20 protein-coding genes, 1 tRNA gene and 1 riboswitch are annotated in these 23808 nt (G+C 48.6%); of the genes, 12 read left to right on the top strand and 9 right to left on the bottom strand.

Features of this window, described 5'->3' with window-relative positions; translation table 11 throughout:
* Nucleotides 1–13: 13 nt before the first annotated feature.
* The 3 genes from AC6R1O_RS11485 to AC6R1O_RS11475 form a co-directional block, all read right to left on the bottom strand.
* Entirely contained in the window at nt 14–1087 is a 1074-nt protein-coding gene (locus tag AC6R1O_RS11485) for a putative urea ABC transporter substrate-binding protein (RefSeq protein WP_500657062.1), read from the bottom strand.
* A gap of 64 nt (nt 1088–1151) precedes the next feature.
* Nucleotides 1152–1249: riboswitch (guanidine-I (ykkC/yxkD leader) on the bottom strand.
* Between the two features lie 209 nt (nt 1250–1458).
* Nucleotides 1459–1953 carry a P-loop nucleotide/nucleoside kinase family protein gene (locus AC6R1O_RS11480; RefSeq protein ID WP_500657061.1) on the bottom strand — a complete coding sequence of 165 codons (495 nt, stop codon included), beginning with the start codon at nt 1951–1953 and terminating at the stop codon, nt 1459–1461.
* 384 nt (nt 1954–2337) lie between these two features.
* A tRNA-Gly gene (locus tag AC6R1O_RS11475) sits at nt 2338–2412 on the bottom strand.
* A gap of 238 nt (nt 2413–2650) precedes the next feature.
* Here AC6R1O_RS11475 and AC6R1O_RS11470 point away from each other — a divergent pair.
* A complete protein-coding gene (locus tag AC6R1O_RS11470; protein ID WP_487903396.1) occupies nt 2651–3172 on the top strand; it encodes a DUF2058 domain-containing protein in 522 nt (173 codons plus the stop codon).
* 42 nt (nt 3173–3214) lie between these two features.
* On the opposite strand, the gene AC6R1O_RS11465 is transcribed toward AC6R1O_RS11470, so the two are convergent.
* The 3 genes from AC6R1O_RS11465 to AC6R1O_RS11455 all read right to left on the bottom strand — a co-directional run bounded on the left by AC6R1O_RS11465 (nt 3215) and on the right by AC6R1O_RS11455 (nt 7563).
* Nucleotides 3215–4588, bottom strand: coding sequence for a transporter substrate-binding domain-containing diguanylate cyclase (locus AC6R1O_RS11465; RefSeq protein ID WP_500637665.1), 1374 nt, complete (start codon nt 4586–4588; stop codon nt 3215–3217).
* 207 nt (nt 4589–4795) lie between these two features.
* Nucleotides 4796–6796, bottom strand: a complete 2001-nt coding sequence (locus AC6R1O_RS11460) for a methyl-accepting chemotaxis protein (RefSeq protein ID WP_500631982.1) — start codon at nt 6794–6796, stop codon at nt 4796–4798.
* A 227-nt stretch (nt 6797–7023) separates the two neighbouring features.
* The gene (locus AC6R1O_RS11455; protein WP_500633571.1) at nt 7024–7563 is read right to left on the bottom strand and encodes a DUF3332 domain-containing protein; all 540 of its coding nucleotides are present in this window, start codon (nt 7561–7563) and stop codon (nt 7024–7026) included.
* 428 nt (nt 7564–7991) lie between these two features.
* Between AC6R1O_RS11455 and AC6R1O_RS11450 the strand changes: the two genes are divergently transcribed.
* The 7 genes from AC6R1O_RS11450 (at nt 7992) to AC6R1O_RS11420 (ending at nt 18374) form a co-directional block, all read left to right on the top strand.
* Nucleotides 7992–9224, top strand: a complete 1233-nt coding sequence (locus tag AC6R1O_RS11450; protein WP_500657060.1) for an L-lactate MFS transporter — start codon at nt 7992–7994, stop codon at nt 9222–9224.
* An 84-nt stretch (nt 9225–9308) separates the two neighbouring features.
* On the top strand, nt 9309–10946 hold the full coding sequence (locus AC6R1O_RS11445; RefSeq protein ID WP_500657059.1) for a VRR-NUC domain-containing protein: 1638 nt from the start codon (nt 9309–9311) through the stop codon (nt 10944–10946).
* A 64-nt stretch (nt 10947–11010) separates the two neighbouring features.
* Complete coding sequence (locus AC6R1O_RS11440; protein WP_500657082.1) at nt 11011–13368, top strand: fatty acid cis/trans isomerase; 2358 nt, start codon at nt 11011–11013, stop codon at nt 13366–13368.
* Nucleotides 13369–13406: 38 nt separating this feature from the next.
* A complete protein-coding gene (locus tag AC6R1O_RS11435) occupies nt 13407–13595 on the top strand; it encodes a hypothetical protein (protein WP_487903389.1) in 189 nt (62 codons plus the stop codon).
* Nucleotides 13596–13854: 259 nt separating this feature from the next.
* Nucleotides 13855–15603: a formate--tetrahydrofolate ligase gene (locus tag AC6R1O_RS11430; RefSeq protein WP_500657058.1), complete on the top strand. Its 1749-nt coding sequence runs from the start codon at nt 13855–13857 to the stop codon at nt 15601–15603.
* A 153-nt stretch (nt 15604–15756) separates the two neighbouring features.
* The gene (locus tag AC6R1O_RS11425; protein WP_500633567.1) at nt 15757–17646 is read left to right on the top strand and encodes a putative nucleotidyltransferase substrate binding domain-containing protein; all 1890 of its coding nucleotides are present in this window, start codon (nt 15757–15759) and stop codon (nt 17644–17646) included.
* Between the two features lie 8 nt (nt 17647–17654).
* Nucleotides 17655–18374: a 3'-5' exonuclease gene (locus AC6R1O_RS11420; protein ID WP_500631988.1), complete on the top strand. Its 720-nt coding sequence runs from the start codon at nt 17655–17657 to the stop codon at nt 18372–18374.
* A 95-nt stretch (nt 18375–18469) separates the two neighbouring features.
* Here the strand turns inward: AC6R1O_RS11420 and AC6R1O_RS11415 are convergent, their stop codons facing one another.
* Entirely contained in the window at nt 18470–20047 is a 1578-nt protein-coding gene (locus tag AC6R1O_RS11415; RefSeq protein ID WP_500625245.1) for a BCCT family transporter, read from the bottom strand.
* Between the two features lie 427 nt (nt 20048–20474).
* Between AC6R1O_RS11415 and AC6R1O_RS11410 the strand changes: the two genes are divergently transcribed.
* Entirely contained in the window at nt 20475–20951 is a 477-nt protein-coding gene (locus AC6R1O_RS11410) for a MarR family winged helix-turn-helix transcriptional regulator (protein ID WP_500657057.1), read from the top strand.
* Between the two features lie 34 nt (nt 20952–20985).
* Here the strand turns inward: AC6R1O_RS11410 and AC6R1O_RS11405 are convergent, their stop codons facing one another.
* Entirely contained in the window at nt 20986–21441 is a 456-nt protein-coding gene (locus AC6R1O_RS11405; RefSeq protein WP_500657056.1) for an Lrp/AsnC family transcriptional regulator, read from the bottom strand.
* A 142-nt stretch (nt 21442–21583) separates the two neighbouring features.
* Between AC6R1O_RS11405 and AC6R1O_RS11400 the strand changes: the two genes are divergently transcribed.
* A complete protein-coding gene (locus tag AC6R1O_RS11400; protein WP_500657055.1) occupies nt 21584–22537 on the top strand; it encodes a DMT family transporter in 954 nt (317 codons plus the stop codon).
* A gap of 20 nt (nt 22538–22557) precedes the next feature.
* Here AC6R1O_RS11400 and AC6R1O_RS11395 read toward each other — a convergent pair whose 3' ends face one another.
* A complete protein-coding gene (locus AC6R1O_RS11395) occupies nt 22558–22815 on the bottom strand; it encodes a hypothetical protein (RefSeq protein ID WP_500625241.1) in 258 nt (85 codons plus the stop codon).
* A 124-nt stretch (nt 22816–22939) separates the two neighbouring features.
* On the opposite strand from AC6R1O_RS11395, the gene AC6R1O_RS11390 reads away from it, so the two are divergent.
* Entirely contained in the window at nt 22940–23257 is a 318-nt protein-coding gene (locus AC6R1O_RS11390) for a DUF1289 domain-containing protein (RefSeq protein ID WP_500625240.1), read from the top strand.
* A 297-nt stretch (nt 23258–23554) separates the two neighbouring features.
* Nucleotides 23555–23746, top strand: coding sequence for a hypothetical protein (locus AC6R1O_RS11385; protein WP_500657054.1), 192 nt, complete (start codon nt 23555–23557; stop codon nt 23744–23746).
* Nucleotides 23747–23808 lie beyond the last annotated feature (62 nt).

The following is a 23808-nucleotide window of genomic DNA, read 5'->3' as shown; positions in this document are numbered from 1 at the left end:
CCGAATGGTGAGGTTACAGCGTGTTGTCCGCTGCCATCTGCATGTATTCAGAAGTAAATCGGAGCTTGACGTTGCTAGGGTCACCGAACACACCCGTTGGTGTTTCTACACCAATGAAGCCCGCATCAGGTGCACCTTCGCCAAGTAATCCATGTTCAAACGAAAACTCACTGACTTTTTGCATCGTTTCTGCCAGTTTAGGGCTTTGCGTAAAGCTGACCGCCTCATCTGCTGAGTAGAACATGTTGGTCGCTTGGAGTTGAGACTTGTAGCCATCAAGATCTGTCCCTGACGCTTGCGCCATATATGATTTGGCTTCATCGCCCTGTTCAGGTGATTGCATGATTGACATGATCTCATACCATGCGCCCGTTAATGCTTTACCTAGTGCGGGGTTACTTTGTAGCGTCTCTGTATTGACGACGAGTAGATCAATGATTTCGCCAGGAATATCAGATGAGTCGAAAACAAAAGAGGTGTCTGGCTGAGAAGTAATTTCGCTAAGAAGGGGGTTCCAAGTCACAACCGATGTCACTTCACTTGTGCTAAACGCAGCAACAAGATCAGCGTCAGAGGTGTTCACCACTTTCACATCACGCTCACTCAAGCCGACACTTTCTAATGCACGGGCCATCAAGTAGTGAGACACACTCAACTCGACAAGATTGATCGATTTGCCTTTTAGGTCTTCAAGTTGCTTGTCCCCTTTAAGGACAATACCGTCATTCCCATTGGAAAAATCACCGACCACAAGAGCAGTAGAGTCCACACCACTTGCAGCGGGAATCGTTAATGCATCCATATTGGTCATCACAGTGGCATCGAACTGACCTGTCGTGAACTGGTTGATCGACTCTATATAGTCGTTCACCTGCACGACATCGATGTCAATGCCATATTTGTCTGCCCATTTGTCTATGATCCCAGCATGATCGGCATAATCCCAAGGCATCCAACCAACGTAGATGGACCAAGCCAGCGTAAATTTCTCTTTCTCTTGAGCGACTGCGATAGGTGAAAAAGCGGATGCCAGTAGCGAAGTGCCGACAACCGATGCGAGTAGGCTTTTTTTGATTTGAGCTTTCATTTGAATCTCCTCCATGAGGTCACTGAATATCAACACAAGAGACGCAACCAATAAGTTTGGTTCAATCTCCCGGGCTTCTATCCCTCCGTGTGACCTCTTACGAGGTTGACAACTCTTGACCCAGACACTGTTTCAACAGCCGGAACCCTAGATGTCTATTTTCCAAATTGTATGTTAGCCAGACAACATTAACCGCTAACTATGCGCTCTTGTGAACTGATATCGAGTATTACAAAACTCATGCCAACCATTAAGACACATAAAATCAACAACTTAAAATCGATTAACTTCACTCAACCTCTCTAAATGAGATCATATTGGTGCATAAGCCCTACATGGGTGCATTGAAAATCCGGTCACTGTTTAACGACTTATTCCATGCATGATTGAGTATCCCGATAAACCCAAACAACATTTTCATCCGATAGTGGTATTTCAAACCAAGACCAGAACAACTCCAACATTTCAGGTGTCATTTCATACGACTTGGCATCCAAATTTGAATTGCGCAAAAGCGCCCTTTGCCGACATGTTTCAAAAGGTACGTCAAGGTAATGCACTTCACTCTCAACCCCCTTTTCTGATGCCCAGCGAATAAAAGTATCCCGGTCAAATTTGCGCCAGAAACCAAAATCGAAAATAACTGGTACACCGAGAGTAAAAAGCTGAAGAGCAGAATCTTTAAACAAGTCTTGAAGCGCAGCTAAACGACTGTCGAAGAGTTCACGCTCCATATGCTCACCATATAAAGGAATCATCCATTCATCTATGGAGAAACGAAAAGCCCCATACTTTTTTGCTAGTTCCTTGGAGTAAGTCGTTTTACCTGAGCCGATAAAACCGCATACGAAATAGATCTTGGTCATAATTTCTCTTTAGCTAATAATATCCAACAAAAGTGTGAGGCGCGCGATCGTAACACTCTAGCCGTACGTCCTTACCACTCAACTTGGTCCAGTATGAATAGTAGCTTGCCGATCGCCAACATGTTTCCCGACGCTTTCAATTTACGCAGAGGGGATAATTTCCACGCTATCGATAAATTTAAGTAATGATGGGCTGAAGAATATGAGGTTATAGTACCTAAACGACACCTAAGACCTCTTCGCGATAGGGGACACCAAATTGGCCACCATTTGGCCACCGGCATAATAGGCAACGTCCCGAGCTTGAATTTCAGACATGAAAAAACACGCAATAAAGCGCTTAATATTCAATAGATTGGGACAAAAATATTAGTTGGGAATGATTGGAGCGTACTGCGGGAATCGAACCCGCATCATCAGCTTGGAAGGCTGAGGTAATAGCCATTATACGAAGTACGCATCTTCGGAAAGCGTGTTTACTATGCCATATCCGATGAAAAAGAAAAGCCTAATTTCCAGTTATTTAGCTCGTTCGGACGCTTTTTGTACGTAACGGGCAAACTTTCATCGACGCATCGTCTCTTTACCCTTTTTCTGGGCTGGGCGGCTCACCCAATTCGGTCGGTATCCTTTATTTGTCGTGTTTTGCTCGCTAGAATAAAGCCAATTTTAGATAGCTATCCGAGAACTGATTGCCATGGCAAAACTCACCCTTCAAGAGCAAATGCTCAAAGCTGGCTTAGTCAATGAGAAGAAACTCAAGAAAGCCAAGAAAGGCTCAAAAAAATCGCGTGTTCAAGCGCGTGAAGTGAAAGCCGCCGTCGAAGAGCAAAAAAAAGCGCAAGTTGAACGTGATAAAGCACTCAGCAAAGAACAAAACGAACAGCGCTTAAGCAAAGAGATTCGCGCCCAAGTGAAACAACTGATCCAGATGAACAAGCTAGACTTGGGCGATGGAGAGATCAAGTACAACTTTACCGATGGCACATTGGTCAAATCTCTCTATGTGACGGAACTGGTGCGAACCCAGCTTAGTAAAGGCATTCTTGCAATTGTACGCGAAGATGAGTCTTACGTTGTGATTCCAAGTAGCGTCGCGAATAAAATTGCTCAGCGTGATGAGAGTGTCATCGTCGATCAAAAAGAAGCGGATGAAGAGACCATCGCAGAGGACGACCCATATGCAGAATTTGTCGTCCCTGATGATTTAATGTGGTAATTAACGCCCACCTAAACAGCGAACTTGCCCATCGTGAGTTCGCTACTCTTGCTCAGTGGTCGACGCCTCTATCGTTCGACTGACGACACAGTCCTTACCCTTGGCTTTTGCCTCATACATTAAGTGGTCCGCATCGGATAACGTAATGCCCTTGTGGGTCTTCGGGTACATTGCGCAGCCCACGCTCACAGTCACGTGACGTGTGCCTTCGATACAGCAGTCAACAAGGCGGACATTGTCACAAATCTGATGGGCAATTAACCGAGCTGTATTCGACGTTTCACCAAACACCAACACAGCAAACTCTTCTCCGCCGATTCTGCCCAGCAAGCAATGTTTCGTGATTGCGTCCCGCGCTGCCCACGCCACATTTTGGATTACGCAGTCCCCTATTTGATGACCAAAGGTGTCGTTGACCTGTTTAAAGTCATCAATATCAAAAATGATGACCGCCAGTGGCCGGCCTCGACTGATGGCACGGTTGAACTCACGGATAAAATGACGGCGGTTGCTGACTCCAGTCAACTCATCTTGTTCACTCAACTTTTTCAACCGACGATTGGCTGCTTCCAGCTGCACCGTTTTCCGCTTCACCGTCACTTTAAGTAGCACAATGTAGCCAAGCGCCGTCAACGTACAGACAAAAACAATCAGCGGCACCAAATATTTAGGGTAGACGGTACTGACGTACATCCAGCGCTGTAATATTTGGTTTTTGTCGTCCTCACTAAAACGCTTGAGGTTGCTGATGATGGTGTTATAGAGGTCACGCTCCCCTTCCGCCACGGCAGGGCGTAAGTCGCCGGAGTAAAGATGACGAACACCAATAAAGCGGTGAGGTTCATCGCTGCTATAGAGATAAAAATTCGCGACCTGAAGATCAGAAACAAAGGCGGAAATTTTTCCATTAAACGCGGCATCAATCATCAGTTGGTTGTTGGCAAAACTGACGACATCTAAGCCAGGGAATTCACGTCGGGTAAAAGACTCTTCGTAACCACCGGCAACCACACCCACGCGATAATTGTGGTCACCACGCATAAACTCATCAATGTCTTGAGTGATGAGCGATTGATGGACATAGAGCTGAGTATCGATCTTCATAATACTCGGGCCATACTCAAGATACTGCTCTCGACTTTCTGACCAGAGCAAACCGGCATGGATATCGGCGTCACCGCTTTTCATCGCATCCAAAGAGGCTTGCCAGTCCACGAGTAAAAATTCGACGTTGACCTTATTCAGCTCACCATATTTGCGCCAGTAATCAACCAAGATCCCATCCGGTTCCCCTTTCTGATTGAGAAAGGAAAAAGGCTTCCAGGCTTTGGAATTGGTCACGACTATCGTTTCCGCGTGGTCGGCATACACCGAGTTAGCCACCAACACCAGAAGCAGTACAAATAACTGACGCACATCATCCCCTAAACGAAAAAGCTCAAGCATGCATTGCTTGAGCTTCAATACTTCACTCAACGGTTAATGTATAGACGACGTCAGCACGCTTTTCCTGCGCCCATCGTGATTTACCCACAAACTTAGTGCAACAATACACATAATTGAGAATTGGATCTCACTAAACAGGTGGGGGCATTACCCCATCACGTTTGCGCTACGCGTCTATTACTCAGTTTTAAAACGCTGCATCTCGCCATTAAGATCAGAAATGCCTTGCTTGACGGTATCCGTGACCTGTGAGGACGACACAGAAATCGTCGCCACGTCTTCTGCGGATGCGATCACCTGCGCCATGATCGACTGTATCTCTTGCGTTGCTGAAGATTGTCTTTGCGCGGCATCCAACAAGGCATTCATTTGTTGGCTCACCTGTTCGATTTGGTCGGTAGTCTGGCTCAGCGTCCCATAGGCTTGTTGGGTTTGCGCTGCGCCTTGCTGCGCTAGATGGCGGCTTTGTTCTATCTCACTGACCACTTGAGAGGTCGACGTCTGAATCGCATTGACGATAGCGTTGATTTCAGAAGTCGATTCCGTGGTACGTGAGGCAAGCAAACGCACCTCATCAGCCACCACAGCAAAACCGCGCCCGTACTCACCGGCTCGCGCCGCTTCTATCGCAGCATTCAACGCCAGTAGATTGGTTTGTTCCGCAAGTCCCTCAATCACCTCTGTTACGCGGCCAATCGCCTCACTCTCTTTACTCAACTCAGCAACTCGCTGATTGGCCGCTTCAATACGACTGTGCAGCTCATCGACTGTGGTGCGATTGTGTTCGAGTGCCTCACCACCGAGTCGAATCTGCTGGCGTGATTGCGCCAAACTCTCAGCCGATTGCTGCACTTGAACTGAAGTGGTTTGGGCACTTTCACTGACATCGGCAAGTTGATTGCCAACATCGCTCATTTTCTCTTTTTGTAGCGCCACTTGAGACGCGGTCTTTTGGTTGGCTTTGAGTAGGTCATTCATACTGTCGTTGACCGACTGAGCCTTGCTCGATACACCATGAACAATCTCATTCAGCGCCGTGTTCATGGTATTGATTGACAGCATCAAGCTCGCGAGTTCATCGCTCCCTTCGATGCGCAATGGGGATTGAGAGACATCCCCTGAAGCAATGGCCTGCGCGCGCTTGGAAACAATTTTTAAACGGCGGCCGATGTTATTACCCATCGCTTGTGACAAGCTCACCGCCACAATCACCACAGCAATGATTGAACCAACCAAAACACTGATGACTGTCGTCACGGAGGTAAATATCCCCTCACCGCTTATGTCCGCTTTTTGCTGTTGTATCTCGATCAAGGCTTCAAGCTGACGGTCTAGATCATCCACCGCGGGAATCAGCTCGTTGGCCATCACTTGGTTTGCCTGATTCCAATCGGTGGAGAGTCGCAGTGCAACCACTTGATCCGCTAATGGATAGTATAGCTGCTGCATCTCTTTAAACAGCTCCCACAAACCTTGATCACTGCTCGACAGTAAGGTTAATTTAGATTCAATTTCATTGACTGGTTTGGCATGCAGGTCAAGCCACTCATGGTACTTGTCTAAGTGCTCTTGTTTGCCGTATTGGAGAAAATCTCGCATCGCCGACAGCGCATTTGCAAATGAGGTATAACTGTCTGCGTACAAGCGGAACAAGCGCTTGCGCTCTCCACCCTCTTTATTGCCCGCTTCATCGTTAATCAGGCCCTGCAACTGATCTAACGCCACTTCGGCAATCGGCGCCGCTTCATAGATAAACAATGAGTGAGCCGGTAAATTTTCGTCACTGTGACTGAGTTGGGCGATACGTGAAAACAGTGCGCTGGTGTTCTGCCAAGCCGCATTGATCTGCTGGTATTGCGCCTCACTCACTAACGGCTCAAGTGCAGGCAAGGCGTTATTCAGGCCCTCCATCGCTTGCTGTAACTGCTGGAACTGTTGCTCTCCGACACGTTCGTCGCCGCCCAATAGCATATAGGCACGTAACGTCGATACGGTGGCTTGAAGTGATTGCTGAATAGAACGCGCAGCATCGACCGTCGGAAGATCGGTCGATAGCAGCGAATCGGTATGCTGCTCTACAGTGTTAACACTGCGAAAAATAAACAAAGCGGATACGATAAAAAGTACTGCAAGTGACACAAAACTAAGACGTAACTTCCCTGATATCGTGAGTTTCATCCTTAAACTCCTAAAGTTAGTTTCGCTGCAACTATATCCTGTTCAACCGGATTGTTAAACAATAGTGAACAAAAACTTACTACTTTCGTTTAGCTGGGATTAGTGATGCGCGATCGAAAAGGGCGTTAAATCTGAGGACCAGTGTGGCAGGCGTTGACTCGGATAATAGACTTATAGATGTGATAGAACCCAAAAATCGCCCCAGAAGGCTCCAGGGCGAGACTCGATTAGATGTGCGAGCTCACCACGTACTGTTCTAATTCTTGGTTTGATACAGTTGTGATCAACTCATCATTCAAGTAAAACGCTACACTCTCATCACCTTTGACGCCGGTAAGCGTTTTGCTTGTTCCATCTAGGTAAGCGATGTCCATTTGTACGGTATTGGCGTCAATGGATTGAATCGTTGTGTTTTCAATCTCGTTCGCACTGGAAAGCGGGACATCCGTTAGAGACTTGTCCAACTTATCGTTTACCTTGATGTAGTTGTCGGTTGGCGTATCCACTACCGCAGGAGACTTCCCAGTGATTGGGTTAGTGCCCGTCCAAAACTCCACCGCGTTGACGATAAACAGGTCAGCGACACTGGCAATACCGTAAACCGGTGACAGCAAAACAAACAAACCTTCACGGCCGTAGCGGTTATCTACCGCTTCTAGGTTGAATTTAGTGACAAGCCCAGTTGTCGCCATTTGTCCCATACAACCCGTCAGTGTGCTAACGCCTAGCGCGGCAATCACCGCGACTTTTACTTTGCTTGATTTCATTATTGTCGTTCCATTGTTGATGATGGCGCGCATGCTAACGACAGAGTCATCGGTTTGAAAGAGATCGCCTCTATTTTTTACCGAATACTGACACGTTAAGTGTCTAATTACTCAGCACTTCTATCATTCCGACAAGATGATTCGTCCCTATCCTACATGCCAAACCAATAGCCCACTGACAACTTAGGTCATAAACCGCGCAAATTGTAACCAGAACAGTCATCAATTGTTGCGCCATTTTTAACAACAAAACAAACGCTTAACATCTCAGTATTTATTTTCTATTTTGTCCCAAAAAGAGATTCCAATCACATATAGATTGGTTATAATTCGCGCCCGTTGCGTCTTATGTTGATAAACGCAAACAAAATTTGAGTATTCCGCCATTAACCCGCCTCTTCCCCCGAAGAGACTCACAGAGAAGAATAATGAGCAAGATTGATAAAGCATCACGCATCCTGCTAGCAGGTTTCTGTATCAACCTCTGCCTTGGCATCTTGTATGCTTGGAGCGTATTTAACAAGGCACTCGTCACAGAAGCAGGCTGGAGCGCCGCTGAAGCTTCTGCCCCTTATGCCACTGCAACCATCACTTTCTCTATCTGTCTTTTAGTTGCGGGCATTCTTCAAGATCGCATGGGTCCACGTCTGATCCTAATTCTAGGTACAGTACTGACTGGTCTAGGTATGATTGCCTCTGGTTTTGCGACCACCCCGCTGATGCTTAACATCACCTTTGGTGTCATTACCGGTGCCGGTATCGGTTTTGGTTATGCATGTTTGTCTCCATCGGCGATGAAGTGGTTCCACTCGTCGAAGAAAGGTATGGTTAATGGTTTGATCGCAGCAGGCTTTGGCTTGGCGGCAATTTATCTTGCTCCTGTGACGTCTGCGCTGATTGACAGCATGGGCATTCAGAGCAGCTTTATGGTGCTTGGTGCCGGTGTACTCGCGATTGCGGTTCCTCTTGCAGCCACCATCAACAACCCACCAGCAGGCTACACGCCAGCAGAACCAAAAGTAAAAGCGGGCGCGGCGCCAAAAGCAGTAAAAACTTCTGAGAACTTGTCTTGGAAAGCAATGCTGAAAACGCCTCAGTTCTACTCGCTTTGGGTTATGTACGCGTTTGCCGCATCTGTAGGTTTGATGATCATTGGTAACATCACCACCATCGCAAGTGTTCAAGCAAACCTGCCAAATGCGGTTTACCTAGCGTCTATCCTTGCGGTCTTTAACTCTGGCGGTCGTGTTGCTGCGGGTATCTTGGCTGACAAAATTGGTGGTGTGCGCACTCTGCTTCTCGCATTCGTGTTGCAAGGCATCAACATGGTGCTTTTCGCCACCTTCAAATCAGAGTTCACACTGATCATCGGTACGGCGATCGCAGCGGTGGGTTACGGTACCCTGCTAGCGGTATTCCCAACCTTGACAGCGGAATTCTACGGCCTGAAAAATTACGGTACGAACTACGGCGTACTCTACACTGCATGGGGTATCGGCGGTGCAATTGGTGCGGCAGTCGTTGGTTTCTCGATGAAGCACGGCGAAGCATACGGCCTTGCTTACACCATCTCAGCAGTCATGATGGGGGTTTGTATCGTGCTAGCGCTAGTGACCAAACCGCTATCTGAAGCGAAAGTTGCTGAGTTGAAAAATGCCTAAACATTGATTTGTTTTGCAAAAGGCTTACCCTGATCGGTAAGCCTTTTTTGTATTTCAAAGTAATGTAGGACGAGACAGATTGTTATGGACGCTCAACCCACGCTCGCGCCCCATTATTACCTCGACAATTTTATCAAGCTCACTTCGCATGCTCAGCAGTGGTACAGCGACCTGCTGCATGAGGACGAGCAAGCGTGGTTGGCTCGCTTTAATATGCAGAGCCGCGATGCTCAGTGCTTGCTTGTTCGATTACTGAGCCGTAAAGGTGAATGGTTTCGCAGTGATAAGTTACACTATCCAGAAATCAGCAGTATCACCGAGGCGTTAAGCACACTCGAGCAACACGGTTTTATCCTTATTAATGGTCCGATTGATAAGAAAACCTTAGCCGCGTCATTATTGACCAAACCCGAAATCGTCGCTCTGTTTTCACCGCTCAATAAGCAGCGAAAGAAAGAAGCCTTGGTGGCTGAGCTGCCCCGCGAGCCTTTTCTCACCGCTTCCGCGTTAGATTTTGACTGGATCAAGCTTGAGCATGGCAGCATGCTCGATCTGCTTCTCACGCTGTTTTTCGCCAATACCCACCAAGATTTAAGTCAATTTGTCCTTGATGACTTGGGCCTTCATCGTTACGAACCCTATCCTCTGAGCCGCGAGCGGCGCTTTTTTCCAATCAGAGACGATGTCGATAGTCTGCTGCAACTCAGTCAGTTGAGTGAGCAATACCAACAAGGCGACAGAAAATGCGCCGACACACTGGTCACGCTAGCCGATCAGATCCCCACTTCGCATACTCACCCTTACGTGGAGCGCAAACGTCAGCACCTCATCAACGATATCGCGCGCGATCTTGAGCGCGTCCAGCGTCTTGACGAGGCGCTGACGCTGTATCAGCAAACAGATCTTCCTCCCACCCGTGAGCGACAAGCGCGCATTCTAGATAAGTTGAATAGAGATTTTAGTGACGTTGTCACTAAGATGTTACATACACCAAGAGACCAAGCTGAGTACGAAGTCGCGCTCAAGTTGCAACAACGATTAAAGCGCAAGCAGGGAGAGCGCGTACCCAGGGCGCAAAAGCCTGCGCACGATGCGATGCACCTTGCGCTTGACCTCTCTCGAGAACGGGTTGAGTTGGCGGTGAAAGCTCACTTAGAAGCGCAAGGTTGGCAGGTCTATTTTTGTGAAAATGCGCTCCTCAATGGCTTATTTGGTTTGGCATTTTGGCCTGTCATCTTTGCGCCCGTCGAAGGGGCATTCATCAATGCTTACCAATATCGCCCGCTTGATCTCTACCATTCAGATTTCGCAAGCAAACGCCGCGAAGAGATTGAGCATGTGATGCAAACTCTACAAGGGCGCGACTGGTCAGCACTGCTCACGACCTATCGGGACAAATACGCCACCAACAATGCGTTTGTACAGTGGTCGCTATTGGACGAAGAACTGCTTAGCCTAGCGTTAAACACCATTCCAACACCCACACTGATCGCTTTGTTTCGCATTTTATTGAGCGATCTTAAGCTGTATCGCAATGGCCAGCCGGATCTGATCGCCTTTAAAGAGGGTCAATATCAATGGATAGAAGTCAAAGGACCCGGTGACAAACTGCAAGATAACCAATGGCGCTGGATTGAATACTTCACACGGCTTGAAGTACCTTTTTCGGTCTGTTATGTCACGCACCAGGCGGAACCTTATTCGAGCGAAAATGCGCATTAATTTGCACTATCGCTCAGTTTTTGCTGCAATTCATCTATCACTGACCAGCGGAATCATCCAAATCATGAATCCAAAAAAGATCTTGAGCCTACTTACCGTACTCTTTTTTGCCGGCTGTGCCACCTATGCTGGCCTGAATTACGATCAGCTGTTTGGCATAGAGCAAGTGCGCGAGCGCCGAGTCGACGCGAGCGATACACGACACGATTTCTTTCATGCTCAAGTCAAACCTATTCTTGATAAACGCTGTGTGGTTTGCCACGCCTGTTACGACGCCCCTTGCCAGCTCAAGATGTCATCAGTTGAAGGAATAGAACGAGGTGGCAGCAAGGAACTGGTCTATCAAGGTACGCGACTGACTGCCGCAAGCCCGACGCGTCTGTTTGAAGACGCGCAAACCACACAACAGTGGCGCGAGCTCGGCTTTCACCCGATTTTAAACGAGCGCAATCAAACGCCAACCGCCAACCTAGAGGCGGGCTTGATGGCGAAAATGTTGATGCAAAAAGAGGCGCACCCACTACCCAAACAAGTTCAACTTGAAGGTTTTGATTTTGCTATTGACCGAAGCCAAGTGTGCCCAACCATGGACGAGTTTGAGCAATACCAAGCGGATCACCCAACTTGGGGAATGCCCTACGGCATGCCGAATTTACCCCAACAGGAATACGCGACTCTCATGGCCTGGCTGCAAGGCGGCGCAACGATGAGCGCACCGCTGCCGCTTAGCCAAGAGCAGCAGCAACATGTTGATCAGTATGAAGCACTGCTTAATCTGCCTTCTCGTAAAGGTCAGTTGACTGCGCGCTATCTCTATGAGCACCTGTTTCTCTTCCATCTTTATTTCTCTGAGATAGACGATGCGCAGCCGAGATTTTTCACTATCGTACGCTCAGCAACCCCACCGGGCGAGCCGGTTCAGCGCATTGCCACTCGCAGGCCGTACGATGATCCGGGCGTGGCGCGCGTATACTACCGCTTGATCCCTGAGCAAGGCACTATTGTCGATAAGACGCACATGCCCTATGCGCTTAATCAGCAGCGCTACCACAACTGGAAAAGCTGGTTTATTGATGCTGAGTATGACGTCGCGACCTTACCCAGTTATGAGCCTGATGTCGCGGCGAATCCCATGACGGCCTTTATCGATCTACCCGTCAAAGCGCGCTTCAACTACTTGCTCGACAACGCACAAAATACCATCAACGCCTTCATCAAAGGGCCGGTATGCCGAGGACAATTGGCGCTCAATGTCATCAATGACCGATTTTGGGTCTTTTTTTTAGATCCCGATAAATCGGATATTCCGCAAGTGAATGAGTTTTATCGCTCGCAAGCCGACAACCTAAAACTGCCTGCTGAGCTGGAAAGCAATACGCTGCCGATTGCCAATTGGGTCAGTTATTCCAAGCAGCAAGCGCGCTATTTGAAAGCGAAATCTGAGTTCACCAATCAGTGGTTTAAAGACGGCAAACACCTGACCACCGATATCATCTGGACAGGCGGTGGCACGAACCCCAATGCCGCTCTCACGGTATTTCGCCATTTTGATAGTGCGTCGGTGGTCCAAGGGTTAGTCGGCACGCCACCAAAAACCGCCTGGGTGCTTGATTATGCCTTGTTAGAGCGCATTCATTACCTCCTTGTGGCAGGCTTTGATGTCTATGGCAACTTTGGCCACCAATTGATGACGCGCATGTTTATGGACTTCCTGCGCCTAGAGGGAGAAAGTAATTTTGTCGCCTTACTTCCTCAAGAGGTTCGTCATCAAGAGCATTCGAGCTGGTATCAAGATCAGAGCGCTCAGTTGAGTGATTTCTTACAGCGCAACGTCGAACCCTTCAACCAACCAACGCAAGTGCGCTATGCCAGCGATGATCCGAAAGCGGAGCTGTATGACATTCTCCAAACCCAACTCGCCCCCGTACTGTCCAACCGTTTCAAGATTGAGCAAACGGGTCTAAGCGAGCGCAGTGAAGCAACCCTGAGACGTATCGATGCAATACAAGGTGAAGGTCTGGTCCATTTGCCACAAAGCCTGATGATCATGGTGCGCGCGCCAAGCGGACAAGAGCAGTTGTTTACTCTGCTACACAATAACGCTCACACCAATATTTCTAGCTTGTTTAATGAAGAGAGTAACCGTGATTTCGCCAATGATGATTTAACCTTAGTGCGCGGAGTGATCGGTAGCTATCCGGCTGCGTACCTATCGTTGGAGGAATCTGAGGTCGATCAGTTGGTCGAATCATTAGAAGCGCTGCGAACCGAAGACGATTACATTAAGATACTGGATCAATTCGCGATTCGCCGCAGTTCTGATGAATTCTGGCCGTTCAGTGACCGCGTGCACGAGTGGTATAAAGCGGATCAACCGATCGAATTTGGATTGCTGGACTATAATCGTTTTGAAAACAGATAAACGTTTTAATTGGGTTTAACGTGTTATCGGAGGTAGTTATGGGACTTCAAGACAATATCCGAGCATTGGAGCAACAAATCTATGTCGCGTGCTCCGAAGGTGATTACGACACCGTACAGATGTTAGAGCACCAACTCGACAGCTTGAGAAACCGGTCATCTCACACCCGTGATGACTCCCCTTATGCACCCGAAGGGAAGCTCTATCCGGAAGACGACTGGTACTAACTATAGTTGCTCAGTCAACTGGGCCGCCTCACTCGCCCTGCCTTGCAGGGCGTTTTATTATTCTGTCACTCGCTCTGTTCATTCCAACATTGTTCGCTGAGTTATTGGCCTACATGTCCAACCCAATTTGCGTAGGCGTTCTTCGCCCAATCCGCTAAAATATTCCGTCACTAAAAAGCGCTTTACAACGCAAGATTACACGCTATCATTCGTGCGCAAACGTTTGCCTCACTTTTTGAGTCTGTATTTTGAGGGTTTTATGCTGTCCGATATTGAAATCTGTCGCACGACATCACTGCAATCTATCGATCAGGTTGCGCTTAACGCTGGATTAACGGAATCAGAGTTTCACAGCCAAGGAAAATATAAGGCCAAAATCTCACTGAGCACACTGAAAAGGCTCGATGATCAACCTACAGGCAAGCTAATCGTCGTGACCGCGATTACTCCAACCCCTCTTGGCGAAGGCAAAACCGTCACCACGATTGGCCTTGCGCAAGGATTGAAAAAGTTGGGGCGCTCTGTAATGGCGTGCATTCGTCAACCTTCTATGGGGCCCGTGTTTGGCGTCAAAGGCGGCGCAGCGGGCGGCGGTTACTCGCAAGTCGCGCCGATGGAAGAGTTGAACTTGCACCTCACTGGCGATATTCATGCGGTGAGCGCTGCCCACAACCTCGCGGCGGCCGCCATTGACGCGCGTCTGTATCATGAACAGCGCAACGGCTATGACGATTTCGAAACGCGCAGTGGACTCAAAGCACTGCGTCTTAACCCAGAACGCATCGTGTGGAAACGCGTAATGGATCATAATGACCGTGCACTGCGCATGATCCGCGTGGGTCAGAACGAGCCAGGTAAAACCATCAACGGCTTTGAGCGCCAAGATGGCTTTGACATTTCAGCCGCATCGGAACTGATGGCCATTCTTGCCCTTGCCAGCAACCTGAGCGATTTGCGCCAGCGTATCGGCCGTGTTGTACTAGCTTATGATCTCGATGGGCAGCCCGTGACCGCAGAAGATTTGCAAGTCGCCGGCGCTATGGCAGTCTGCATGAAAGACGCCATCGAACCCACGTTAATGCAAACGCTAGAAGGTGTGCCGACCTTGATCCACGCTGGGCCTTTCGCCAATATTGCTCACGGTAACTCTTCCATCATCGCAGACAATATCGCCACCAAGTTGGCCGATTTCACGGTCACCGAAGGCGGCTTTGGTTCAGACATGGGCTTTGAAAAAGCGTGCAACATCAAAGCGCAACTCTCCGGCAAAGCGCCTGATTGCGCCGTCATTGTGGCAACGTTGCGCGGACTTAAAGCCAACTCTGGCTGTTACGACTTAAAGCCAGGCCAAGCCTTGCCTGACGCCCTATTCCATGATGATAAAGACGCGCTGCACGCTGGATTTGAAAACCTAAAATGGCACATCGACAATGTCAACAAGTACGGCGTGCCGGCGGTTGTGGCCATCAACCGATTCCCGCAAGACAGCGAACAAGAGCTCGCTGAGCTGAAAGCGCTGATCGAAGCTCTGCCAAACAATGTCGCCGTTTCTATCAGCGAAGGCTTTGCCCTTGGTGGTGAAGGCACTCGTGAGCTTGCCGCCAAGGTGGTGGAACAAACGCAGACGAGCGCGAGCTTTAAGCCACTGTATCAACTTTCCCAATCACTGGAAGAGAAACTGATGGCGGTAACAGAAACAGGCTATGGCGCGTCGTCCATCACGCTCAGTGAGCTGGCGAAAGCGCAACTGGCCCAGTTCAAGCAACAAGGCTTTGATCACCTTGCCGTCTGTATGGCAAAAACGCCCATGTCCATCTCGACTGATGGCGCAGTCAAAGGGGCGCCTAGTCACTTTGATGTGCCAGTACGGGAACTCAAGCTGTGTGCAGGTGCCGGTTTTATCTACGCCCTGTGTGGCAATGTGATGACGATGCCTGGTCTCCCTGATAAACCAGCGTTTATGAATCTTGATCTAGACGATGACGGCAACATCATCGGGCTGAGCTAAACCTTAGCGAGTTAGCTTCGCCTTTCAGGTTTTATTCAAGTTTGAACGAGGCTTGGGCACTGTGCCTAAGCCTTTATTTTTTAAGCCACTGCGCCACTTTTCACCCTAGATGTTGTACCATTGACATTCAGTCAGCCAACAGTGGACCCCATCATGGAAGCCGAACTACTCGAAATCAAAAACTTCCTCGCCCAACATCCGCCTTTTGATGAACTCGAAGATGAAGTTCTCAACACCGTCACGAAAAGCATCGAAATCTCCTATTTTCGGGAAGATACACCCGTCATCCACTTTGGCGATGAGATTCACGATCTGTATATGATTCGCAGTGGCGTCATTGAAGTCTACCGCCGCAAAGGGGAGCTCTATAACCGAATCGATGAGGGCGCCTTATTTGGCCAAATGGGGCTACTGACCAACAACAAAGTCCGCTTCCCGGCGAAAGCGATCACCGACACCCTACTCTATTGCATTCCCGAAGCGGTGTTCCAGCACCTCTACGACAACTATGAATCCTTTGCCGATTTTGTTGAAGTACAAGACAGTGCGCGTCTTCGCCATGCGATTTCCACCTCAACCGAGCAAAACGATCTCACCACGTCTAAGGTGCGCACCTTGCTGACCGGTGAAGTGCCTTACATCTACAAAACCGAGTCGATTCAAAACGCGGCGATCAAAATGGCCGATGAGAATGTCTCTTCGTTGTTGATTTATGATGCTGATATCGTCGAGAGCGATGAAGAAGACACCAACCCATTAGTCGGGATCATTACCGACCGCGATTTGTGCACACGCGTGCTCGCGCAGGGTCTTAACCCCGCAGACCAAGTAGCGGACGTGATGACCACCGAACTCATCTCCCTTGATCACAACGCCTACGTCTATGAAGCCATGCTCACCATGCTGCGCTACAACGTCCATCATTTACCTGTGCTGAAAGACAAAAAACCGATAGGCATCATTGAGGCAACCGATATTGTTCGCTATGAGTCACAAAACTCGCTGCTACTGGTGAGCACCATCTTCCAACAACAAAGCATTGATGAATTGGCGGTGTTGTCCCAACAAGTGAAGGACAGTTTCGTCCGTCTGGTGAACGAAGACGCCAACTCGCACATGGTGGGCAGCGCGATGTCGGTGATTGGTCGCAGCTTTAAGCAGCGTATCATCGAGTTGGCAGAAGAAGAGCTCGGCGAAGCACCCATCCCCTACTGCTTTGTCGCACTGGGATCGATGGGGCGCGATGAACAGTTATTAGTCACCGACCAAGACAACGCCATTATTCTCGACAACAGTTTTGATAAAAAACGGCACGATGACTATTTTGCACTGCTCGCCAAACGCGTCTGTGATGGGCTTGATCGCTGCGGCTACCAATACTGCACCGGCGACATTATGGCGACAAACCCCGACTGGCGAATGACACGCACCGAGTGGGAAGAGTGTTTTGCCGATTGGATTGACGATCCAAACCCTAAGGCGCTGCTCAATGCCTCTATTTTCTTTGACTTAGATGGCGTGTATGGCAGGCTCAAATTCGCGGAGCAACTCAATGGTTTTATCGTCCGCCGCGCCCGTAAGAACAACCGTTTTCTCGCGTGCTTGGCGCGCAATGCCATGAACCGCACCCCACCACTTGGCTTTTTTAAAGATTTTGTGATGGAAAAAGACGGTCAGCACAAAAACTCGATCAACTTAAAACGTCGTGGCACCGCGCCACTGGCCGACCTTATCCGTGTGCATGCACTGGCCGTTGGCTCTCGCTCAAGAAATTCATTCGAACGTCTTGATGACATTCAAGAAGCGGGTATTTTGCCAAAAGGCAAAGCGCGAGATTTGCGTGACGCGTTGGAATTCATCTCCATGGTACGTATCCGCCACCAAGCCTATGATGTGGAAAATGAGATTGAACCAGACAACAACATCGAGCCTGAGCACTTGTCTGATTTTGAACGACGCAACCTCAAAGATGCGTTTCAGATATTGAGTAATGCGCAGAACTTCCTCAAGTTCCGCTATCAAGCGAGCAACAACTTTAAGTAGGCGACACTATGCTAAATCGACTCAAATACGCTGGCAGCATAGACTGGCCGAACAAGTTCCAACAAAAGCTCGCACTGACTCAAGATGAGCGACTGCTACGCTACTACCAAGCGGGCGTGCCTGCGCTCGACACCCCAATTAGCGAGGTGAAGTTTCTAGCGATGGATTTTGAAACCACCGGCCTTGATGCCAATCAAGATGACATCATCACCATAGGGACTGTGCCCTTTGATCTTAATCGAATCTACATGAATCAGGCCAAGCACTGGACCGTTCGTCCCCGTCAGCAGTTAGCGGAAGAGTCGGTGGTCATTCATGGCATTACCCACTCAGATGTGCTGGACGCTCCGGATTTGTCTGCTGTGTTTGATCAAGTATTAGAGCAAATGGCGGGTAAGATCACCGTGGTTCACTATCAAAAAATCGAACGTGAGTTTTTCGATCAAGCGCTGCGCTCTCGCATCAATGAAGGCATTGAGTTTCCAGTGGTCGATACCATGCAACTTGAAATCGAATGGCAGAAGAAACAGACCCAGGGCATCATCAATCGGATTAAAGGCAAAAAACCACAATCGGTCCGTTTAGCGGCAAGTCGCACACGTTATGGTTTGCCACAATACACGCCACATCATGCCCTAACCGATGCGATCGCAACCGCTGAGCTTCTTCAAGCGCAGATCGCCTATCGCTTTGCACCTTCGACCCCCATTGGCAAACTGTGGATTTAAGTCGCTGTCACTCAGAGGTTTCAATTTTAGCGAGGCATAAAAAAACGGGAGACCTTCGAGTCTCCCGTTTTATTTTCACTTATTGTTGGAATGACTTACTGGTTGTATTTCTCAGTACGCATACCGAGTATCAAGCTGACACACATCAACAGCAGGACAATCGTGAACGGCAGCGCGGTTGAAATCGCACCCGCTTGTAGCGCTTGAATCGCTTCCGTACCACCAATCCAGAGTAGCGCAACCGCAATCGCCCCTTCCATGAAGGCCCAGAATACACGTTGCAGGACAGGCGCATCCACTTTACCACCAGCGGTAATGCTGTCGATAACCAGTGAGCCTGAGTCCGATGAGGTGATAAAGAACACCAAGACCAGTACCACTGCAATCACAGAGAGCATCGTGCCCATTGGCAGCACATCAAACATCTGGAACATCGCTAGCGACACATCCGTCAAGCCGTTGGCACCTAGCTCACCAATGTTGTTGACCACTTGATCAATCGCAATGCCACCGAAGACCGACATCCAAAGCAAGGTAACGGCGGTAGGGACAAGCAACACTGCGGTCATGAACTCGCGCACAGTACGACCTTTAGAAACGCGAGCAATGAACATACCGACAAATGGCGACCATGAAATCCACCAAGCCCAGTAGAAAACAGTCCAACCTTGGAACCAAGCAACGTCTTCACGACCATGCGGGTTACTTAACGGGATGATGTTTTCAACGTACGCCATCAGCGTTGTGCCGATGTTGCCAAACGTAACCGCATAACCGATCAGAGCCACCAAAATCAGCAGCACGAACGCTACCAACATGTTGATGTTACTGATCACTTTTACGCCACCGTCGATACCACGAACAACCGATACCACCGCCAATAATGTCACAATAGTAATCACGACAATCTGTAGCCCTAGGCCGGCATCAATACCGAAGACATGGTGAATACCACTGGCCGCTTGTTGCGCGCCAAGACCAAGAGACGTTGCCAAACCAAACAAGGTAGCCAAAACCGCTAGGATGTCCACCACGTGACCTGCCCAGCCCCAAGCGCGATCGCCCAGAAGTGGATAAAAAATTGAGCGAATTGAGAGCGGTAAGCCTTTGTTGTACGCAAAGAACGCAAGTGACAGTGCCACCACGCCATAGATAGCCCACGGGTGCAGACCCCAGTGGAACATGGTTGCGCCCATAGCCAGTTTGGCGGCGGCTTCTGTGTTGGCTTCCACACCCAGTGGCGTTTCATACCATCCGGTGAAATACGCAACAGGCTCTGCCACACTCCAGAACATCAGTCCGATACCCATACCAGCAGCAAACAGCATAGAGAGCCAGGAGATGAACGAATAGTCCGCCGTCGCTTGTTGACCACCAAGTCGGATTTTTCCAAGCGGTGAAACAATCAACGCCAGGCAGAAGATCACGAAAATGTTGCCCGACCAAATGAACAGCCAATCAAAGCTGCCAATGATTTGCCATTTTAGGCCATCTAACGCAGATTTAGCCGACTCCGCATCAAGCACTAGCGTCGCTACCAAGAACAACGCGATCAAACCCGCGCTGATCCCAAAGACAGGGTTGTGAACATCAAACCCCCACTTTTGCACATTATCTTGCCCGACGGTGTAGTCGGTGCTATCGATACTGTACTTATCTATACCCTTAGTCATCGTTCCTCTCTTAGATGATTAGTGCGTGTGTTCGAGCTTGTTGACATAAAAATCATTAGTCGTAAAACTAATATCTTGCGCTTTACGACGCATTCCTAACGAAGTTCAAGCTCGTCGCGAACGCACATATTGTACTCACCCATATAAAATGTTCCATTAAACCTCGGTTAAATGTTCACTTTTTACCCACAAAGGTTAGCAGAAGTTCAATTTTTAAACAAAACCCTCACTCAATGCTGACATGGTTTTGTTTGAATTCTAAACATTTGAACTCTACTAAATTCATCACTACACTTCCTTCTTAATGATAATTCACATGATGAGTGGTCCGTCAAGCGCCTGAAAGAACATTGATCTTTACACTTCAAATGATTCACTAATTGAGGTATTTTCCCCGCTCCATCGCGACGTTAATAGAGGTATCAAGTTGGAAAAGCACGAAGAAGTATTGGTTTCACTCCGCCAAATCATGCGCGCTATTGATTTGCACTCGAAGAAACTGAGTAAAGAGTCAGGCCTAACCGGGCCACAATTAATACTCATGCGCTCAATTCGAGAACTCGGTGAAGTGACCATTCGTGAGCTATCTAACCACACCAACATGAGTCAGGCGACGGCCACTACCATCCTTGACCGCCTCGAGCGCAGTGATCTGGTTAAGCGCGTGCGCAGCGTGCAAGACAAACGCAAGGTACACGCTCATTTAACTGACAAAGGCCGCCAAGTGCTCAGTGAAGCTCCAATGCCACTGCAGCAAAGCTTCATCAATAAGTTTCAAACGCTGGAGGAGTGGGAACAGTCGTTGTTGCTCTCGTCCGTCCAACGCATTTCCGCCATGATGAATGCCGAAGACATCGAAGCGGCACCAGTGCTAGAGCTGGGTAGCATCATCAAGCCAGAATAATTCGCCGCGTTACGCACATGATCAAGGTGAGTGGCTATCGGTAGATTGGCCACTCACTCGACGCTTTCACTTGGCGAATCGATAAATGGGTGTGAATGTCTTTCACATGATTGAGAGTCTGTAACTTGCGAGTAAATGCTTCATAGCCGCTCAAATCGCGCGCCGCGACCTCAAGTAGATAATCGTACGCCCCCGACACCACATGACAGCTCACCACCTCTTCCATCTCAATCACGTCTTGTTCGAAACTGGTAATAGAACTCGCCTGATGGTTATTCAAGCTCACTTCGACAAATACTGTCATTCCAACCCCAATATGCCCCGTGTCTAACTTTGCATGATAGCCGCTGATCACCCCACTCTCCTCTAAGCGTTTAATTCGCCTCGCACAAGGTGACGGTGACAATCCGACCTTTTCCGCTATTTGCGCCGCGGATTGACGCGAATCTCGCTGCAATAGCGAGAGAATGTGTTTATCAATTCGATCCATACTACGTTGCCTATATCACTCAAAAAATGATTTATCATTAGCAAAATCTGGCACACATTAAGTAGATTTCCACTCACTTTGCCATCTTTAACCCCATCATACGATTCATACTTAGCAAATGATAATTAAATGTTAAAGCATTATGTTCACAGGCTATCTTGCTATGCTGGCAACCCTCCTGATGTGGTCAGGCTTTTTTCTTTCGCTACGTATGGGCGCTCAATCTACATTGACTCTGGCTGATATTGCGCTGCTGCGTTTTATGCTGCCCGCAATTGTTCTGTTGCCGTTTGTCATCAAACACAGAACGGCAATTCGAGATACGCCTTGGAGGCTAAAACTAGGCTTGTTTATCGGTTGCGGCCTTCCCTATCTATGGGTCGCGGGTAATGGAATGCAGCTTGCACCGGTTTCCGATGGCAGCGCACTTATCCCTGGCACCTTACCGCTGTTTGTCACGGCGCTTGCGGTGTTGGTTTATCGTCAATCACTGAGCCACCATAGAGTGATAGGCTTATGCCTGATTGTGGTTGGCATCGCGATATTTCTGCATTATGGGGCCAGTGCGGGCCACCATCAGCTTAATGGTTACCTTGTCTTGCTTGTGGCGAGTTTCATGTGGAGTGTGTTTACGATTTGCGCCAGAGTCGCCGCGCTCAACGCCTTAGCCGTGGCCGGATGGGTATCATTGCTTTCAAGCTTGACGTTAGCACTCTTGATACGGACTGGGGTCGTGCCGAGCACCTTAGCCAGTGTCGACGTCACCCTGTGGCCGTACGATGAATTGCTCCGCCATCTTTTACTGCAAGGCGTTGGAGCGGGCATTATTGCCGCCTTTACCTACCTTCATGCCATTGCTCACCTTGGCGCTGAACGCAGCGCGGCGTTTGCAGCGACGACACCTGTTATCGCGACGCTCTTAGCTTGGTTTTTCTTGCAAGAATGTGCCAACGCGGTGAGCTTGCTCGCCCTCGGCTGTATATCGCTTGGCAGTATTATCGCCAGCAACGTCTTTTTAAAAAATGATCAGTCGGTCGCTTTTACTGTCAAACCCTATACTGTCAAACCGAAGGCAGCGAACGCCAAGCAACCTTAATGCACCTTAGTGGACAAGCGTTACACAGAAAGTTTGATAAACGCGGCGGGAATGACCACGCACAGCCCATAGACCCATAAAGGGATCCAACGACCTTTTTGATGAATGAGTACGGGTGAGCATACAAACAGGCCAATCAGTACCAACAAGGCGCTGCCCGGTGCCCATTGCTCAACTAAAGCGATAACCACCAAATAGCCGATAATAAACCATTGCGGTAAGTGCAGTTTTAATCCGAGCGCGAGTGAGAAAAGTAGAGCAGCAAACAAAGACAACATAGGTGACTCTTTATTATGATTTGGCTTAAATATTAATGAGAACCATTATCAAAAACAAGTCATTTTTACGCGCGATTCGAACGTGTTATCCTCTGCGCACTTATCTTCTAACACCTAGCGATTTATGAAAACACCCTGCATTGCAGCATGTAAAAACAATGGCGGAATCTGTAGCGGCTGTCACCGTACTATGGACGAAATAGTTCAGTGGTCTCAGCACTCTGATGAACAACGTGATCACATCATGGACTCAATCAGCGGGCAACAGAGTACACACACGTGTCCTCAGTGTGCTAGCCCTACTCAGTGTGACATTAGCCTAGGGAAATCAACATGTTGGTGCTTTTCGCTCGAAGAACGAGACAAATCGACGCTCAATGACGATACTTCTCGTAATCTTTGCTTATGTCGCCGCTGCCTTAGCGCACTGCCGTTGGCCTAAAAAGCTCACCACCTTAGCGGTAAGATAATAAATAGACCTATCGAACAAAAAAGTTGTAACCAAGCTTGTCATTCACGACAAAAATGAATCCATACACTATTAAACAACTTGCACCGAGTTCACAAAAACCGCGTCAATGTATATGAAATTCATCTAAAAGCCTTCAGTAATATTAATTGTCATCATTGATCAATAAATAGACAGCAAACTATGTCAAATTGCTATTTTTTCGTCATTTGAGTCGCTGATTCGCACGCGCTAGGATGACTAAAATAACGACATAATGAGGGCTTACCTATGGAAAAACTCTTCGCTTCAGCACTGGAACTCAAACAGCGTACCCAAGTGACAAGTCTATTTGCCATGAACGGTTTCAAGATTATCAACACCGACTTTGACCAAGTGATCTTCGAACGCTTGGGCACAAAAATTCAAGTCCATTTTGATCGCTCAGCTAACGCGCGCACACTCGCGGTACTCGATAGTTAAACACTTCAGAGCTCCCCTACCTCCGCCAACGTGTTGACCTTCCCCAGGTAAGCACTCATGCT

This window comes from Vibrio sp. R11-SG3-ISO3-SZ, from assembly GCF_059834345.1.
The sequence above is the reverse complement of the archived record's forward strand: the minus strand, read 5'-3'. Positions and strand labels throughout refer to the sequence as shown.

Coding starts and splice junctions, on each gene's coding strand:
- AC6R1O_RS11485 (WP_500657062.1), bottom strand. CDS start 1,087: ATGAAAGCTCAAATCAAAAAAAGCCTACTCGCATCGGTTGTCGGCACT.
- AC6R1O_RS11480 (WP_500657061.1), bottom strand. CDS start 1,953: ATGACCAAGATCTATTTCGTATGCGGTTTTATCGGCTCAGGTAAAACG.
- AC6R1O_RS11470 (WP_487903396.1), top strand. CDS start 2,651: ATGGCAAAACTCACCCTTCAAGAGCAAATGCTCAAAGCTGGCTTAGTC.
- AC6R1O_RS11460 (WP_500631982.1), bottom strand. CDS start 6,796: ATGAAACTCACGATATCAGGGAAGTTACGTCTTAGTTTTGTGTCACTT.
- AC6R1O_RS11455 (WP_500633571.1), bottom strand. CDS start 7,563: ATGAAATCAAGCAAAGTAAAAGTCGCGGTGATTGCCGCGCTAGGCGTT.
- AC6R1O_RS11450 (WP_500657060.1), top strand. CDS start 7,992: ATGAGCAAGATTGATAAAGCATCACGCATCCTGCTAGCAGGTTTCTGT.
- AC6R1O_RS11445 (WP_500657059.1), top strand. CDS start 9,309: ATGGACGCTCAACCCACGCTCGCGCCCCATTATTACCTCGACAATTTT.
- AC6R1O_RS11440 (WP_500657082.1), top strand. CDS start 11,011: ATGAATCCAAAAAAGATCTTGAGCCTACTTACCGTACTCTTTTTTGCC.
- AC6R1O_RS11435 (WP_487903389.1), top strand. CDS start 13,407: ATGGGACTTCAAGACAATATCCGAGCATTGGAGCAACAAATCTATGTC.
- AC6R1O_RS11430 (WP_500657058.1), top strand. CDS start 13,855: ATGCTGTCCGATATTGAAATCTGTCGCACGACATCACTGCAATCTATC.
- AC6R1O_RS11425 (WP_500633567.1), top strand. CDS start 15,757: ATGGAAGCCGAACTACTCGAAATCAAAAACTTCCTCGCCCAACATCCG.
- AC6R1O_RS11420 (WP_500631988.1), top strand. CDS start 17,655: ATGCTAAATCGACTCAAATACGCTGGCAGCATAGACTGGCCGAACAAG.
- AC6R1O_RS11415 (WP_500625245.1), bottom strand. CDS start 20,047: ATGACTAAGGGTATAGATAAGTACAGTATCGATAGCACCGACTACACC.
- AC6R1O_RS11405 (WP_500657056.1), bottom strand. CDS start 21,441: ATGGATCGAATTGATAAACACATTCTCTCGCTATTGCAGCGAGATTCG.
- AC6R1O_RS11400 (WP_500657055.1), top strand. CDS start 21,584: ATGTTCACAGGCTATCTTGCTATGCTGGCAACCCTCCTGATGTGGTCA.
- AC6R1O_RS11395 (WP_500625241.1), bottom strand. CDS start 22,815: ATGTTGTCTTTGTTTGCTGCTCTACTTTTCTCACTCGCGCTCGGATTA.
- AC6R1O_RS11390 (WP_500625240.1), top strand. CDS start 22,940: ATGAAAACACCCTGCATTGCAGCATGTAAAAACAATGGCGGAATCTGT.
- AC6R1O_RS11385 (WP_500657054.1), top strand. CDS start 23,555: ATGGAAAAACTCTTCGCTTCAGCACTGGAACTCAAACAGCGTACCCAA.